At 41.4% G+C, this 16,695-nt stretch carries 15 protein-coding genes; 10 read left to right on the top strand and 5 right to left on the bottom strand.

The features are described from left to right. Positions 1-164 precede the first annotated feature (164 nt). Positions 165-1,337, bottom strand: a complete 1,173-nt coding sequence (mdh, locus tag E0H79_RS11020; RefSeq protein WP_004976867.1) for an iron-dependent methanol dehydrogenase — start codon at positions 1,335-1,337, stop codon at positions 165-167. A gap of 456 nt (positions 1,338-1,793) precedes the next feature. Here mdh and E0H79_RS11015 point away from each other — a divergent pair, with 456 nt between their 5' ends. From E0H79_RS11015 to E0H79_RS10995, 5 genes are all read left to right on the top strand, one after another. Continuing rightward, on the top strand, positions 1,794-3,797 hold the full coding sequence (locus tag E0H79_RS11015) for a hypothetical protein (RefSeq protein ID WP_131261628.1): 2,004 nt from the start codon (positions 1,794-1,796) through the stop codon (positions 3,795-3,797). A gap of 89 nt (positions 3,798-3,886) precedes the next feature. Then, on the top strand, positions 3,887-5,599 hold the full coding sequence (locus E0H79_RS11010) for an AAA family ATPase (protein WP_131261627.1): 1,713 nt from the start codon (positions 3,887-3,889) through the stop codon (positions 5,597-5,599). A 140-nt stretch (positions 5,600-5,739) separates the two neighbouring features. Beyond that, a complete protein-coding gene (locus E0H79_RS11005; protein ID WP_096901190.1) occupies positions 5,740-6,723 on the top strand; it encodes an ion transporter in 984 nt (327 codons plus the stop codon). Positions 6,724-7,006: 283 nt separating this feature from the next. Beyond that, entirely contained in the window at positions 7,007-7,927 is a 921-nt protein-coding gene (locus tag E0H79_RS11000; RefSeq protein WP_131261626.1) for a LysR family transcriptional regulator, read from the top strand. 130 nt (positions 7,928-8,057) lie between these two features. Beyond that, complete coding sequence (locus tag E0H79_RS10995; protein WP_131261625.1) at positions 8,058-9,233, top strand: CynX/NimT family MFS transporter; 1,176 nt, start codon at positions 8,058-8,060, stop codon at positions 9,231-9,233. 85 nt (positions 9,234-9,318) lie between these two features. On the opposite strand, the gene E0H79_RS10990 is transcribed toward E0H79_RS10995, so the two are convergent. Beyond that, entirely contained in the window at positions 9,319-9,774 is a 456-nt protein-coding gene (locus tag E0H79_RS10990) for a DUF441 domain-containing protein (protein ID WP_004976854.1), read from the bottom strand. 159 nt (positions 9,775-9,933) lie between these two features. Between E0H79_RS10990 and E0H79_RS10985 the strand changes: the two genes are divergently transcribed. Beyond that, a complete protein-coding gene (locus tag E0H79_RS10985) occupies positions 9,934-10,656 on the top strand; it encodes a pseudouridine synthase (protein WP_131261624.1) in 723 nt (240 codons plus the stop codon). 101 nt (positions 10,657-10,757) lie between these two features. Here E0H79_RS10985 and E0H79_RS10980 read toward each other — a convergent pair whose 3' ends face one another. From E0H79_RS10980 to E0H79_RS10970, 3 genes are all read right to left on the bottom strand, one after another. Continuing rightward, positions 10,758-11,201 carry a GNAT family N-acetyltransferase gene (locus tag E0H79_RS10980; protein WP_004976850.1) on the bottom strand — a complete coding sequence of 148 codons (444 nt, stop codon included), beginning with the start codon at positions 11,199-11,201 and terminating at the stop codon, positions 10,758-10,760. A gap of 93 nt (positions 11,202-11,294) precedes the next feature. Next, positions 11,295-11,651 carry a type II toxin-antitoxin system RelB/DinJ family antitoxin gene (locus E0H79_RS10975; protein ID WP_004976848.1) on the bottom strand — a complete coding sequence of 119 codons (357 nt, stop codon included), beginning with the start codon at positions 11,649-11,651 and terminating at the stop codon, positions 11,295-11,297. A 110-nt stretch (positions 11,652-11,761) separates the two neighbouring features. Beyond that, positions 11,762-12,676 (bottom strand): pseudouridine synthase, encoded by a 915-nt coding sequence (locus E0H79_RS10970; RefSeq protein ID WP_131261623.1) that lies wholly within the window; start codon positions 12,674-12,676, stop codon positions 11,762-11,764. Positions 12,677-12,892: 216 nt separating this feature from the next. On the opposite strand from E0H79_RS10970, the gene tsaE reads away from it, so the two are divergent. From tsaE to hfq, 4 genes are all read left to right on the top strand, one after another. Continuing rightward, positions 12,893-13,369 (top strand): tRNA (adenosine(37)-N6)-threonylcarbamoyltransferase complex ATPase subunit type 1 TsaE, encoded by a 477-nt coding sequence (gene tsaE, locus E0H79_RS10965; protein ID WP_004976844.1) that lies wholly within the window; start codon positions 12,893-12,895, stop codon positions 13,367-13,369. Next, positions 13,362-15,344 carry a DNA mismatch repair endonuclease MutL gene (gene mutL / locus E0H79_RS10960; protein WP_131261622.1) on the top strand — a complete coding sequence of 661 codons (1,983 nt, stop codon included), beginning with the start codon at positions 13,362-13,364 and terminating at the stop codon, positions 15,342-15,344. Before tsaE ends, mutL begins: the two co-directional genes overlap by 8 nt. 6 nt (positions 15,345-15,350) lie before the next feature. Continuing rightward, positions 15,351-16,295, top strand: a complete 945-nt coding sequence (gene miaA / locus E0H79_RS10955; RefSeq protein WP_131261621.1) for a tRNA (adenosine(37)-N6)-dimethylallyltransferase MiaA — start codon at positions 15,351-15,353, stop codon at positions 16,293-16,295. Between the two features lie 92 nt (positions 16,296-16,387). Continuing rightward, a partial coding sequence (gene hfq, locus E0H79_RS10950) for an RNA chaperone Hfq (protein ID WP_131261620.1) occupies positions 16,388-16,695 on the top strand: 308 nt, incomplete at its 3' end.

Below are 16,695 nucleotides of genomic sequence, written 5' to 3'. Positions count from 1 at the left end.
TTTTATGCTGAGAGTTCATTTTGTTCTGAACAGCAAAAAAAGCAGAACGCATCTGAGATGGTTCTGCCAAAGGGAAGGATAAAAATAAAACAGCAACAGACGAAAATTGAAAAAAGGATGGGAGATGCTGAGCAAATCGTGATTCACTCAGCAGGAGATTCAAATTACATCGCGGCTTTAAAAATTTCGACCACTTGTGCATGATTGGCTTTACGTGGGTTGGTGAGCATGCAGGCATCTTTTTGTGCATTTTCAGCCATAATCGCCAAGTCATCTTCTTTAACGCCTAACTCTGCTAAACCTGTTGGAATACCAATCGAGCTAGATAGTTCACGAATTGCATCAATTGCGGCATAGGCGGCTTCTGTGGTAGTTAATCCATCAGTATTTACCCCCATCAGTTCTGCAATATCTGCATAACGCTCAGGGCAGGCAATCAGGTTAAACTCGCAAACATGCGGCAATAAAATTGCATTACATACGCCGTGCGGCAAGTTGTAGAAACCACCGAGTTGATGCGCCATGGCATGCACATAGCCTAATGAGGCATTGTTGAATGCCATACCTGCCAAATATTGCGCATAGCTCATGGCATCACGTGCTTCAATATTTTCACCATTTGCCACAGCAGGGCTGAGCCACTGGCTAATCATACGAATAGCTTTTTCCGCACAGGCATCGGTAATAGGATTGGCTGCAGTTGAAACGTAGGCTTCTACAGCGTGAGTTAAAGCATCCATGCCTGTTGCTGCGGTTAAACCTGCAGGTTTGGCAATCATGAGTTTTGGATCATCAATGGCGATGAGTGGTGTGCAGCGCCAATCGACAATTGCCATTTTAACGTGCGTGTCAGTGTTGGTAATGATACAGAAACGGGTCATTTCCGATGCTGTACCTGCTGTGGTGTTAATGGCAATTAGCGGGGTCATTGGCACGGTACTTTTATCAATGCCTTCATAATCACGAATATGCCCACCACCTGCGGTAACTAAGCCAATGCCTTTGGCGCAGTCATGTGAAGAACCACCACCTAAAGACACAATAAAGTCGCATTGATTGGCATTGTAGGCATCGACACCTTTATGTACGTTAATGTCGGTTGGGTTTGGCTCAGCACCTGCAAAGATATGGCTAGCAACGCCTGCTTCGGTGAGATAGCCTGCAATGGTATCGGCTACGCCAAATTTAAACAGTCCTTCATCTGTCACAATCAGGGCTTTTTTAGCACCTAAATTTTGCGCTCTTACGCCAATTTCTTTGGCACAACCAGGGCCGAAGAGAGACACACAAGGAATATAAAAACCGTTGGTTTGATCTGCAATATTTTTAAAAGCCATGCTCAGATTCCTTCTTGCATTGGGTATTGGAATAATGTGTTGTTATCGCGGTGTTGAACCGTGATTTGAGTATTCAATGCTTTGTGGTGAAATCCTACCTACCAAACACCAACCCTATTTTCTGAGTAAATAATGCAAACTAATCAATTGAAATTTATTTGTTTTTTAATGGGTTTTTATTTTTTCTGAAGTTGTGCGCAGGCTATAGGCAAGGGCTTAAATCTTGTTTATAGTGTTTTTGTATCTCTAATTTTAAGGTGTAGATACCGTTCACATAAATTTCAGGTGTAATTCAATTAATAAGTGGCTTAAGCTCGATTGAAGAATTGTCCACTTTTTGCAGATGGAAATAAAAAACAAAAAATAGGGATGTATCACGTGATGGGGCTAGTCGGTGCAATCAAATAAAAATAAGATGACACTTAGATAGACCGCACTTAAGCATGAGGAGCGTATATGCAGCCAATTTGCCAGCATAGCCAGTTGCATGCCGTTGCACAGCAATTGGTTCGTATTTCCAGTGTGGCCGCAGAAATCTATCAAGATCAAATGGATTTGGTTGGACATTTTACAGCACAAAATTTGTTTCGGATCGATCCTTTGCAGCATCGGGTTGAATTGCTAAACGGTCTATTTAGCCTTGAATTTTATCCGCCTAAATCTAACCCTAGTTTAATTCAGACGCAGTTTGAGTTTGCGGGGCTGCATCAAGAAGCGTTTGAAGATTTTTTTCTGCATGATTTACAGTTTCACACGGGCGATTTAAAGCCACAACACTCCTTATTTTTGCGTAATCAGGCGCAGCAATTACGACATCTGATTATGCAGCAAGCCTATATGTGGGTGGATGGTGCTGCACGTGTTCAACAGTTGCTGCTGCATTTAGATGGTGTACAGGCTCAGATTTTAGATCAAGCCTTGATTCAGTCTGATTATGCCCAACACGCTGTTTTTACAGGTGCTGTACAGCATGGTGCGGTCATTCCAGAGGAAACTTTGACTGCTTTATCTGCATTGTGTGCTTTAGAATTTATTGAGGGTGATACCTTTTTGCCTGTGCAAGCCTTAATGCACAGTTATGATGATTTTTGTTTTAGTGCAGCACAGTTTTTGCCTAAAGCCATGTATCGTATTTTGGCGGTGTCCTTTCCTGAGCGTTTTAATTTACAAGATTTAATTGACCATCAGGATGATATTCAGTTGTTGTATCGGCATGCCGAAGAACATGGTCATTTACTGGGTTTTGCCCGTTTAATGCACCGAGAAGTGTGGCAGCGTTCCGATGCATTGGCAAAACCGCATTTCTTAAAATCCTGTCCTTTAATTTGGCAAAAGAAGGTTGCCAAACTGCCGTTATTTGATTATCCACGAGCGGTGAACTGGCTGTTTAAACAGTCTGCACAAGTGTTGGATTGGCTCAGTTTAAATATGCAGCACACCAGTGTGCGGGTCGCAGTGACAGCGCTCAGTTTTGTCGATTGTAGTCAGGCACATCCACGGATTATTTTGGCAACTTTGCAATATTTTCAATATTCTGCGGCGCGTATGTTTATTCAAAGCTGTAATGTGTATGCGACACAGCAGGCGTGGTTTGCGCATGCACATAATGTCAGCCTAATGCCACATGGTGAAAAACAATCTGTAGATGATCCACGCGTTGCGATTAGTCCTTCCATTTTGTATTTGGATGAATGGATGAGTTTGCTAAAAACAGTGGCGCAGCAAGATGAGTATTTGGTGAAACATGTATTTAGACGTTTGAGTCGTGTCATGCAAAGTTATATGTTGTATTTACAGCAAATCACACAGGATTTACCACCCGCTTTGTTGGATTATATTCAGCCCGAGAGTCAGCAGCAGCGTGACTTTTATACGGTATTGCAGCGTTATCAGCTTCAACCCGATGATTTTAGGCAGCGTTTTTATTTACGGGCGCAGCATACGCGAGTTTCAGTGTTTGACAGTTATGTGCGTGACTATTTACTGGAATATTTTGCAGCGCATACGCATATTCCTAAAAGTCTGAGTTGGTTGGGGCTGTTTCATCAGGCGGTGCGTTGGCATCAACAAGTGTATAAAGCAGAGCTATTTGCCAAACTGAAAAAAGAAATTCCGTGTAGCACATGGCAGGCGAAAAGCCCGCAGCAAATATTGTACTTTTCAGGTTGGTGTTTTGAAGAACTGACCGATTTAGACCGTATTATTGAAGAATCGAAAAACTTTAAACACTGTTTGGCACTTAGCTATGCCAAGCTAATGAGTGAAGGGCAATATGTGGCTTTTCACATGGCATCGCCACATTATGCGCAGCAATTGACTCTGGGCTGTCATTTTCGGCAGGGGCAACTTGAATTTGATCAGTTGGAATATCCGAATAATCAAAAAGCGGAACAGTTACTGGTGACCATTGCAGAGCAGTTTATTGCATGGCTGAATCCACAATTGCCAGCTAAAGCATAAGACAACAGTTGTCGTATTCGCAGACTTGAGCCTTAACTTTTAGGCAAAAACTCGTTAGGCTATAGCCGTTCAGCAATGGTATAGGTCTTATGAAACAGGAAACTGCACTTAAACTTTTAAAAGCAGGCGAAAATGTCTTTTTAACAGGCTCTGCTGGTGCGGGTAAAACCTATACCCTGAATCAATACATCAATTATTTAAAAGCACGAAAAGTACCTGTAGCCATTACAGCATCTACAGGTATTGCTGCAACGCATATGAATGGCATGACCATTCACACGTGGGCAGGTATTGGTATTAAAGACTTTTTGTCCGATGCCGACCTAAAAAATATGAAAGAGCGCAAATATCTCAAAGAACATTTAGAAAATGCGCAAGTGTTGATTATTGATGAAATTTCGATGTTGCATGCCAAGCAACTGAATTTAGTCAATCAGGTTTTAAAATATTTTAAAGACAGTGATGAAGCCTTTGGCGGCATTCAGGTGATTGTTGCGGGAGATTTTTTCCAGTTACCGCCTGTGGGAAAAAACGATGAGCGCAATCGTGACAAGTTCTGTTTTATGTCAGATGCGTGGGTCGAAGCTAAATTTCGGGTCTGTTATTTAACCGAGCAGCACCGTCAGGGCGATGACTACTTAAATGACATTCTCAATGCGATTCGTGCACAAAGTATTGATCATCAACATATTCAGGCTTTGGAACACACCCGTCATCAAGATATTGGCGACACTTTCACACGTTTATATACGCACAATATGGACGTGGACAATATCAACTTTAAGCATCTGAATGAAATTGAAACTGAGAGCAAGCAGTTTGATGCCGTGTGTGATGGCAATGAAAAGTTGATTGAAACGCTGAAATCATCCGTACGTGCGCCTGAAATTTTAAATCTAAAAAAACATGCCAAAGTGATGTTTGTTAAAAACAACTTCGATATGGGCTATATCAACGGCAGTTTGGGCGAAGTGATTGGCTTTGAAGAAGATGACGATCACGGTATTTTGCCTAAAGTAAAATTGACCGATGGCACAGTATTACTGGTCGAGCCTGAAACTTGGTCGGTGGATAATGATGCAGGCAAAACCATTGCCAGTTTCCAGCAAATTCCGCTGCGTTTGGCATGGGCAATTACCATCCACAAATCACAAGGTATGACCTTAGAAGCGGCAGAAATCAATCTTAGCCATACTTTTGAAAAAGGGCAGGGTTATGTGGCGTTGTCACGATTAAAATCGTTAAGCGGTTTGCGTTTATTGGGATTTAATAGCCAAGCTTTGGAACTCGACAGTTTAGCGATTAAGGCTGACCGCCGTTTTCAGGAATTGTCTGAAGAAGCTGAAACGCACTATGAGTTGTTGGATTTAACACCACAACATAATGCATTTATTCGTCACTGTGGTGGCACGTTGAACGAAACCGAAATTTTGCGCAATGAAAAGAAAATTGCCAAAGGTGGAAAAACCAATTATGCGACTGCCACGTTAGATGAAACCCGCGCTTTATTTGAAGAAGGTTATGATATTCAGGATATTGCAGTAGAGCGAGGTTTAACTCCTGCAACTATTATCAACCATTTGGCACGTTTGCAAAAAGAACAAAATCTGGATATTTCAGTGGCACATCCAGGTGAAGAAGTGGTGGAAGAGGTCCGTAAAATTTATAAGCGATTAATGAAGCGTCAAAATGCAGAGCACTTCAGCGATGATGGCGCAATTAAACTGCGCCCGATTGTTGAAGCGACTAGTCCACGCATGGGCTATGATCAGGTGCGTTTAGCATTGCTGTTTATTCAGTAGTTTAGTCATTTGGATAATGATGACTTATACTGCAATTCTGCATTAAAAATGCCCGCTTAACGTCACATAAAATACTATCGTTTTGAGAAAAACTTCGGTTAAACTGCCATCACTGTAAGCCTTAAAATATAATATTCGGTATGGCATTTACACCGTGGTACACATTTCGAAAATTTGTCTATAACAACTTACACGACGATGACTATGAAACATGGTTTAGTCGTTGCATTAACTATTTTTTAATTTTACTGATTTTAGGCAATGCCAGTGCGGTTATTTTAGAGTCGGTGAATGATGTCTATCTTGCCTATCAGGTATTTTTTGACCATTTTGAAAACTTTTCCATCGCAGTGTTTACGCTTGAATATTTGCTGCGGATTTGGAGTATTGCCGAAAAAGACCCGTTTATTTCGCCGTGGAAACAGCGTGTAAAATGGCTTACCAGCGGTGGGGCAATTATAGATTTGTTGGCGATTCTACCTGCTTATATTAACTTCTTTGTGCATCTAGATTTACGGTTCCTAAGAATTTTACGTTTGCTGCGTTTGTTAAAACTGACACGTTACTTTGTATCATTGCAAATTTTATTAAGAGTGATCGAACGGGAAAAAGGATCATTTCAGGCAGTCATTTTTATTCTCTCTATTATGATTGTGATGTCTGCCGCAGGTGTGTATGTGGTGGAAAGCAAGGCACAGCCTGAAGCCTTTAGCTCAATTCCCGCTTCGATGTGGTGGGCAGTGGTGACTTTAACCACAGTCGGTTATGGCGATGTCACACCAATTACCCCTTGGGGCAGAATTTTAGGTGCGTTAATTACGGTATTGGGTGTCGGCTTGGCAGCATTGCCTGCAGGTATTTTAGCCACAGGTTTAGCCAACGAACTTGAACAACGTAAGCAGCATTTAGGGTTGAAATTTAGAGAGCTATTGCAAAATAGTGAGATTGATCTGTTAAATGATCAAGAAAAAATTGAAGATTTACGCAAACAAGTCGGTTTAACCACTGAGCAAACCCAAGATATTTTATTGCAGTTAATTCGTGAGCGTCGTGAAGAAGAGCTGCGTTTAGAACAGGAGCCTTATAAATACTGCCCACATTGTGGAGAGAAGTTGTCGGAGTAAGCGAGGCTTGGGTTAAGAATTTCAATTCTAGTTTGGCTCTGCACGTTGGAAGCCTAAAACATGCTTGCTGAAAGCCATATTATTTTTATGGAATTGTATTGATTTCGTAGTAAATATCATCGAATAAAAACTAAGATGAAGAAAACTCATTATTTACATGCTAAGATTAAATTAATTCATTATTAAATTGAATCATGTTTGGCTTTGTTTCTTATTTTGCAAAATAAAAATGCGACCTAGGTCTAAACATGCAGTCAATAACTTGAAAAACTAGGAACAAGCAATGCTTGAAATTCGCCACTTAAAAACGCTATCAGCCCTGCGTGAACATGGTTCTTTGGTTGCTGCCGCCAATGATTTATGTCTGACGCCATCTGCCATTTCTCATCAACTCAAAGAACTAGATCATTGGTATGGCGTAGAAGTGGTGAACCGTCGTAGTCGCCCTGTGACATTTTCCAATGTCGGACAGCGTTTATTGAAACTGGCGGATGATGTCCTGCCACAAATTCAAATCACCCAAACTGATATTACCCGCATTGTGCATGGTCAAACGGGGCGAATTATTTTTTCTTCGGAATGTCATAGTTGCTTTGACTGGTTGATGCCGCTGCTGAATCAATATCGTCAGCAATACCCTGATGTAGATTTAGATTTTGCTTCAGGTTTTGAAGCCAATCCGCATGAATTATTGCAAAACGCAGAATTTGATTTATTGATTACCGCAGACCCGATTGCCTTAAAAGGTATCGAATATTTTCCAATTTTTGAATATGAATCGCGTTTGGTGTTGTCAAATACTCATCCTTTAGTACGTGCCGAGCGCATTACCGTACAGGAGTTGGCAGAAGAAACCCTGATTACCTATCCTGTCGATAAACACCGTTTAGATATTATGTCTAAGCTATTCATTCCAGCCAATATTCAGCCAAAAGCTATTCGTACTACAGATTTAACCCAAATGTTGATTCAACTGGTGGCGAGTGGGCGAGGGATTGGCGCATTGCCAGATTGGGTGGTGAATGAATATGAGCAAAAAGGCTGGGTAACTTCACGTCGTTTAGACTGCGTTGCTGCGGGAGGATTACGCCGTACCTTGTATGCGGGTTATCGTAGCGAAGAAAAAGAAAAGTGCTATTTTGAAGGCTTTTTGAAGCAATTAGAGAAATTTTCCCAAAAACGCACGCAGTATTATTCAAGTTAAAAATCGTACGATCAGCATCGTAAAGAGAATGCTAATTTATCGCTAAAAACACTAAGCTCATCTAAATCTCCACTAAAAACAGTGAGATGTTCTTGCTAAGCTTGCCTTGCGAAAATTAAGGGAGAGCGCAGTGAGTTCGGTACGTTGGCTGACAAAGGATTTGTGGATTGTTGCTGCGGGTTTTATGGCAGCAATGCATATTGGCAAGTTGCCACCGACTGTACCCATCCTACAAGCTGAACTCGGAATTAGTTTGGTTCAGGCAGGTTTTTTGCTGTCTTTGGTACAAGCTGCGGGCATGTCTTTGGCGTTGTTGCTAGGCAGTTATACCGCAAAAATTGGCTTAAAACGCTGTGTACTTTTGGGTTTGTCTTTATTGGCAGGTGCAAGTTTTGTTGGTGGTTTTGTACATAGCTTTTCCGCACTATTAAGTCTGCGTGTAATTGAAGGTTTTGGCTTTTTACTGATTACACTCAGCGGCCCTGCATTTATTCGTCAACTGGTTGCAGTGGAGCAGTTGCCTGCCAAAATGGGGCTGTGGAGTGCCTATATGGGCGGTGGGATGGGTATTGGTTTACTAAGTACGCCGTTTTTACTGCCCATCTTGGATTGGCAAGGCGTGTGGATGTGTTTTGGATTGTTATCCTTTGCGCTCGCAATCATCATTTATAAAGCCGTACCAAGTGTGCAGATCAGCACGCAAGCCATTGCCATCTTTGAACTGATTAAAAGCACTTTGAGCCACCCACCCGCATGGATATTGGCTTTGGTTTTTGGTGTTTATGCAGGGCAGTGGTTCAGTTTGGTGGGTTTTTTGCCGACCATTTATCAGCAATATCAAATATCTTTACAAACCGCAGGTGTGCTCACAGCTATGGTTGCAATGGCAAATGCGGTGGGTACATTTGTATGTGGGTTGTTATTACAGCGTGGGCTGAGAGCGCAAGTGTTGATGCAAATGGGTTTTGCGATATTGATGCTATGCGCACTGAGTTTTTATATTTTGCGTGATGTTTTACCATTCATTGTGCAGTTTTTATTGGTCATCCATTTCTCTTTATTTGGTGGTTTAGTCGCAGCTGTGGTATTTGCGCAAGTACTTAATTTTGCACCACAACCGATTGCGATTAGTACCACCGTAGGTTTGGTGTTGCAGTGCTCGGCAATTTCACAATTTTTATTGCCGCCTGTGGTCGCAGCGATCGTATCTGCCACAGGAACATGGCTTTGGGTTGGTATTTTAATGGCCGTTTTATCTGCAATGGGAATGATATTAACATCTATCTTGTTTCGCAAAGTGGCTTAGATTTGGATGGTTTTTATTGAAATTGGTTGATACAAGACGATGAATTCAAGCAAAACCATCTAAACCAAGCGTCCCTAAATCTATGTTAAGAATAGCCAATAAACAAGGTGAGAATTCCTGCTGCAATCAGTGGTCCCACAGGCACGCCACGTAGCACAGCAACACCTGCGACTGTACCAATCAATAAGCCTGCGACCACATCAGGCTGATTGGTCATGAGCTTGACACCCCGCCCGCCTAACCATGCCACAAAAACACCAATTGCAATCGCAAGTAAAGATTTCCAACTCAGGAAAGATTTTAGAATTGCTTCGCCTGGAAGTTTGCCACTGGCAATGGGTGTCAGTACGCCAATGGTGAGAATGATAATGCCCAGATTTAAGCCATGCTGCTGCAATAGTGGGAAAAATTCACTTAGCGGCGTAATTCTAAAAACAATCAGTACTGCTGCGGCAATGGTCACAGCCGTATTTTGGCTAAAAATACCGCATGCGAGTAGAACGATCAGCACCATCAGGTTAAGGTCTAATTGAGAGAGCATGGTGATCCATAAAAGGGGAAATAAATTGGAAAAGTGCAGTTATTGTAACTGTTTTGAACTACAAGCGGGCAAGGTACGCAATGTGTTCAGAATTTACGGTGTATTTGGTTTAGAATAGCAGCAAATATATTTATACTTTTTATCATTAGGTCGCTCATCATGTTGTTGGAAAAAATGTTGCAATCACAAGGCTTTGGATCACGTAAACATTGCCAACAACTCATTAAAAATGGTGCAGTCACCATTATGGGCGAAACCCAGACCAATCCTAAATTCGCGATAAAAATTGCGCCTGAAACGGTTTTGCAATTTTCGGTGTATGGGGAAAATTATCAATATCGTGAAAAGGTCTATATCGCCTTACATAAACCACAAGGCTATGAGTGTTCGCATCAGGCGACCCATCATTTTAGTGTGTTTGACTTGTTTGATGATGTATTGCTGAATCGTGGTTTGCAGTGTGTTGGACGCTTAGATCAGGACACCACAGGGCTGTTATTGCTGACGGATGATGGACAGTTTTTACAAGCATTGACCCATCCTAAAAAGCATGTGGCAAAAGTGTATGCTATGCACACCGCAGACCCGATTAATGCAACACAAATCCAGCAACTTGAGCAGGGTGTCGCATTGCGCAATGAATCAGGGACATTTGCTGCAACAGAGGTACAACAGCTTGCTGAACATGAATTGCAGATGACCATTCATCAAGGTGTTTATCACCAAGTTAAACGTATGCTGGCAGCAGTGGGCAATAAAGTAGAACAATTACATCGTCAGCAAGTTGGTGCATTAAACTTGACTGATTTGGCTTTAGATGTGGGTGAATGGATGTATTTAAGCCCTGAACATGTCGAGTTGGCAAAAAGCCGTATGGAATAACATGAGTTTAGCTGAGCTTTCATCAATAGCTTATGAGCAATGGCTTGGGCTAGGTTAAATTTAAATCCATTGTCTAACTCTGCAATCGTCAGATCAGATGACTATTTTAAAAAGCAGTGATAGGTTTGAAATTCATCATCTTTGACAAAACCCATCTTTTCATACAATTGGTGGGATTGGTAATTACTTTTCTGTGTTTCAAGGCTAATCCGTAGCGCATTTTCATGTCGTGCAAATAAAATTGCAGTATCAATGAGCTGTTTGGCCGAACCTTGTCGTCTAAAAACAGGGGTGACATAAACGTCATCTAAAATATAGTAGGTCGAGCAGGCAACCGAAGAAAAGCCTAAATAAAGTAATACAAATCCAGTGATTTTTTGATCTTTGATATGAATGAAAATCACACTTTCCTGATTTTCAAAACGCTGTTTTAAGAATGCTGCTGAAAGGCTTAAATTCGAGGATGCACCATAAAACTGACGATACTCATCGAACAATACAGCAAGCTGGTCTAAGTCTTCTAAAGTGGCACGTCTTACAATCATTACGATACTCCATGCTTTTTTATTGTCCTTGCATGAAGCATAGCTAAGTTTTTAAAGTAAATTTTTAAAGAATTGTTTAAAAATGCAACACTGTTAATTTTTGTCAGTTTCACCCAAAATTGCATTGAGTTCATCAAACAAGTCTAGATGTTCATCATCCAGTTCAAAATCTTCAACACTATTATTGCCAGTTACAGATGCTTCATTGCTTGGGGTTGCATCCACTAGCGTTGCTTTTTGCTCTTGTTTTAATTTGCGTAACTTAATCAATTGTTCCAGATTAATATTCTGATTTTCAATTGAAAAGGGAATTGATTTAGTCAGCACGACTTGCTTAAAAAACAAACGTACCGCTTGCGCAGGCGTAATCCCCAACTGTTTAAACACAGCAAAGGCTTGTTTTTTCTCTTGAGAGTCCAAGCGTACTTGATAGACTTCAGTTTTTCTCATAATTTTTAATAGAAGGAAATAGATTTAAATTTTAGCAATATTGTAAACAATTCATTTGTAATTTCAATATGACTACAACGAAAATCCACTATTTTGTAATGACAAACATATTACAATGTCAATTCTTGCTGTGCGCTAAAGTGGAATTGTTGCTGGCTAATCGGGTCAAAAAAACTTAAATGCTTGGCAAGCAATTGTAGCGGTGCAGAAAAATCATCTGCTTGTTTGTGCTGTAAAATGGGATAAAACGGGTCATTCTTAATCGCAATACCTAAGCTATTTAAATGCACACGCAGTTGGTGCTGCTTGCCTGTTGTAGGCTTTAATTCATATTTTGCCCATGTTTGATTATGTTCAAGCAAACGAATTTCTGTTTCGCTGTTAGGTGTGCCTGCCACGACGTGCATCAAATAAAAAGGTTCACCTTTTTCCATGCGTAATTGCACAGTACATGGTAGTGACAAATTAGCTTGATAAGGCGCAATGGCATGGTAGGTTTTTTGCACCTGACGTTCTGCAAATAATTGCTGATACACCGCCCGAGTTTCTGGTTGTTTGGAAAACAGCACCACACCCGCAGTTTCGCGGTCTAAACGATGAATAGGTGTGAGCTGCTCATTCTGTGTTTGTTTTTTTAAGCGTACTAATAGGGTTTCTTGTACATATTGCCCTGTAGGACTCATGGTCAAAAAATGTGGTTTATCTACAACCAATAAGTGTTCATTTTCAAATAAAATTTGATGCTGAAAAGGCACGGCAACTTCATGCGCTAAAAAACGATAATAAAAAATATCCTGATGTGCGCTATAAGGTGTATCTAAATCTAAACGCTTGCCTTCGGCATCATAAACCAGACCTTCCTCAAAGCGTTGCAGCCATTCCTGTGCAGAAATATGGGCAAACTGGATACATAAATAACGAAAAATTGATTCAGGCTGTGTGCTTAATTTGGGTAAATGCAATTTGCTGGCGCTCACACCATCTAGCATGGGTGGAACAAAGGTGTTGGGATGAGTCGACTTCATCTGCAAATTGCTCATATTCAGGTGGGAGAGTTTCTTTTTCATCATATTGAAAATAGCCTAAGCAGTTTGGGTGCTAAGCTTAACAATATTGATTCATTGCCTTGTCTAAACTTGTTATAAATTGTCCACATTCACACAGTTTTATCCATCAGTACATAGGCTTTAAAGCAGTGCGATGCTATCATAATTGGTCTTTTGAATCATGTCGTGAGCGTTATGCAGTATTCATTTAATTTGGCTTTAAATAATGAGCAAGATACCCAAAATCTGGCGCAGGTTTTGGCAACGCATTTTCGGTCGGGTGTGATTTATTTAATTGGTGATTTAGGCGCAGGAAAAACCACTTTATCGCGTTATTTTCTACAGCATTTGGGGCATCAGGGCGCGGTTAAAAGTCCGACTTACACCTTGGTGGAACCTTATCAAATACAAGGACAAGATATTTTTCATTTTGATTTATATCGTTTAAATGATCCTTATGAATTAGAGCTGATGGGCATTCGTGATTATTTAGAAACCCCAAATGCCTTGTTTTTATTTGAATGGCCATCAAAAGGTGGCGATGAAATTCCGCCCGCAGACTTGATCATTGAAATTAAAAAATCGGAAGATGAATTAAGCCGTACAGCAATGCTAAGTTCGTCTTCGGCTGCATTACAACAAGCTTTGGAGCAACAATTTAATCATGCCTAATGATGTGTTAAATCTACGTCGGATCCACACGCTTGAACCTGCCTTAGCCAACCAAATTGCTGCGGGTGAGGTAATTGAGCGTCCTGCCTCTGTGGTCAAAGAGTTACTAGAAAACTCCATTGATGCAGGTGCAACCGAGCTGATTATTCGTGTGGCACAAGGCGGCAGTACACTCATTGAAATTATTGATAATGGTCGTGGCATTCATGCCGAAGACTTGCCTTTGGCGGTGACTCGTCACGCGACCAGTAAAATTCAAACGGCCGATGATTTACATGCCATTGTCAGTTTAGGCTTTCGTGGAGAAGCACTGGCATCAATTGCAGCAGTATCGCGTTTGACTTTGGTCAGCAGCCAAACTGAAGATGGTGTTGGTTATCAGGTTGAAGTCAATGGCACTGCCTTTGACCATCAAGATATTCAGGCCGTTGCTGCACAAAAAGGCACACATATTCGGGTGCAGGATTTATTTTTTAATGTGCCTGCACGACGTAAGTTCCTGAAAAAAGCAGGTACAGAATTTGGACATATTGAAGAAATTGTCCGTCGTTTGGCGCTGACACATTTTGATATTCGTTTTGTTTTGGAACACAACGACAGCATTAAACTGAATTTACCCATTGCAGACAGTGGCGAATTGCGTTTTCAGCGCGTGCAGCAACTTTTAGGACGAAACTTTGTCGAAAATGCCTATTGGATTGATGCTGATAGTGTCACCATGCGCTTATCGGGTTGGTTGGGGCATCCTTCCGATGCACGTTCGCAAGCCGATTTACAGTATGTGTATGTGAATGGACGTATTGTAAAAGACAAGACCATCTCCCATGCTTTGCGTATGGCATACGAAGGTATTTTGCATGGACATCAACATGCTGCATATTTGCTATTTTTAGAAGTAGAACCTGAAAATATTGATGTCAATGTGCATCCGACCAAGCATGAAATTCGCTTTTTAAATCAGCGAGAAGTGCATGAGTTTGTACGACATTACGCCAAAGAAACCTTAGCTCAATTTCAAACTGCAACTGCAGATTTAGCTACAGCCATGAAAGCCGATCCTGTCGAACAAGCTGCGCCTTATGTGGTACAACCGCGTTATCAGGAACAATTTTTGCTGCACAAACATGCCGAGGCTAATCCTCACAACTCTGTAGACGGTGCAGCAGCTGAATACACGATGCAGCCTGATTCACAAGCGGGAAGTGAGCTACTTACCGATTTTAATCAAAATCAGCCGCAGACAGTTCAATATAACCGACCTGTGCAGAGCAATTATCAAGGTTCGCAACAGCTCAACAATGCTTTAAAAAGCTATCTCGCGCCTTTACGTGAACTGGATCAAGACTCAGCCAATCTTACGCAAACAACCACAACACCTGTGGTGGATGAACATCCACTTGGCATTGCAATTGCGCAATTGCACGGTATTTACATATTGGCGCAAAACAGTGAAGGCTTGATTATTGTAGATATGCATGCTGCCCATGAACGAATTGTGTTGCAACAAATGAAAGCCGCTTGGGATAAACCTGAGTTTTGGACTTCGCAGCAATTGCTGATTCCCAAAGTTATCAGCATCAGTCGTATGCAAGCCATGCGGGTGGATGATTTAAAAGAACAATTGGCAAGACTGGGCTTGGAAATAGACCAATATGGTGATGAACAGGTCATTGTGCGCGGTGTGCCCGCGATTTTGCATAGGGCAGATTTTGCTGAATTAATTCCTGAACTCCTTGATGATTTAGACCCGAATGATGAAGCGCAAGCCTTGTTGCAAAAGCGTGATCATATTTTGGCAGGAATGGCATGCCATAGCGCAGTACGGGCACATCGGATGCTAAGTCTTTCTGAAATGAATGCCTTATTGCGTCAAATGGAACAAACCGAATTTGCTAGCCAATGTAATCATGGTCGCCCGACTTGGCGTGCCTTTCCATTGGCACAACTAGATAAACTTTTTGCTCGAGGAGAGTAGCGTTACATGTCAAATCAATTGCCGGTCATCAATTTAATGGGACCAACTGCAAGCGGTAAAACTGCTTTGGCATGTGAGCTGTATGAAATGGGGCATTTTGAGCTGATTTCAGTCGATTCTGCGCTAGTTTATCGAGATATGGATATTGGTACAGCCAAACCAACTAAAGCGGAACAGGCGCGTTATCCGCATCATTTGATTGATATTATCAGCCCGCTTGAAGTGTATTCTGCTGCACAATTTGTCGAAGATGCCTGCGCCTTGATTGACGATATGCACGCGATAGGAAAAACCCCAATTTTAGTGGGCGGAACCATGCTGTATTTTAAGGCATTGCTTGAAGGTTTATCTTCAAATTTACCCAGTGCCAATTACCAAGTACGTGCTGAAATTGAAGATAAAGCCGCGCGTGAAGGTTGGGAGGCTGTATATGCAGAATTATGTGCGGTAGATGCATTGGCGGGACAAAAGTTTAAAGTGTCCGATAAGCAACGTATTATTCGTGCTTTGGAAGTTTATAAATTAACAGGCACACCAATTACCCAACTGCAAGCAGAACAACCTAAAAATGTACCATATCGTTACACTTTTCATAACCACGCCTTAGTGCCTGATCGGGTAGAATTACATCAGCGTATTGAAAAACGCTTAGAGATCATGTGGGAAATGGGTTTTTTAAATGAGGTGCGTCATCTTATTGAAAAATACGATTTAGATGCAAATTTACCTTCCATGCGCTCTGTCGGTTATCGTCAAGCTTTAGAGTTTTTACAAAAAGGTGATGAAAGTCGCAGAAAAATGCAGGAAATGGAGGATAAGGCGCTATTCGCAACACGACAACTTGCGAAACGTCAATATACTTGGCTCAGATCGTTGCAGGAATCGCATAAATTTCACACATATTTTACGATAAAGCAGGCTCAAGAAGACTTGCGAAACTGGTACGGATAAAGCAAAATTTACACACTGTCTTTTTTATAATTTTTAATTGAAAAATAAAGATAGTTTTTGCGCTGATTTTTAATTATTTTTGGAGTTATAACATGTCTAAAGGTCAAACTTTACAAGATCCGTTCTTAAATTCTCTCCGTAAAGAACGTATTCCTGTTTCTATCTTCCTTGTGAACGGTATCAAGCTACAAGGTCATATTGAATCTTTTGACCAATATGTTGTTTTATTGAAAAACACTGTAAGCCAAATGGTTTACAAACATGCAATTTCTACAGTTGTTCCTGCGCGTAATCCACGTCCAGCGGGTGCACCAGCAGGCGGTCAAGGCGCAGGCTTTGGCGGTCAAGGTGGCTTCGGCGGTCAAGGTGGCTTCGGTGGTCAAGGTGGCGGCTTCGGCGG

Source organism: Acinetobacter sp. ANC 5045 (assembly GCF_004331005.1).
GTDB classification, from domain to species: domain Bacteria; phylum Pseudomonadota; class Gammaproteobacteria; order Pseudomonadales; family Moraxellaceae; genus Acinetobacter; species Acinetobacter towneri.
This window is presented reverse-complemented; position numbering and strand designations above follow the sequence as displayed.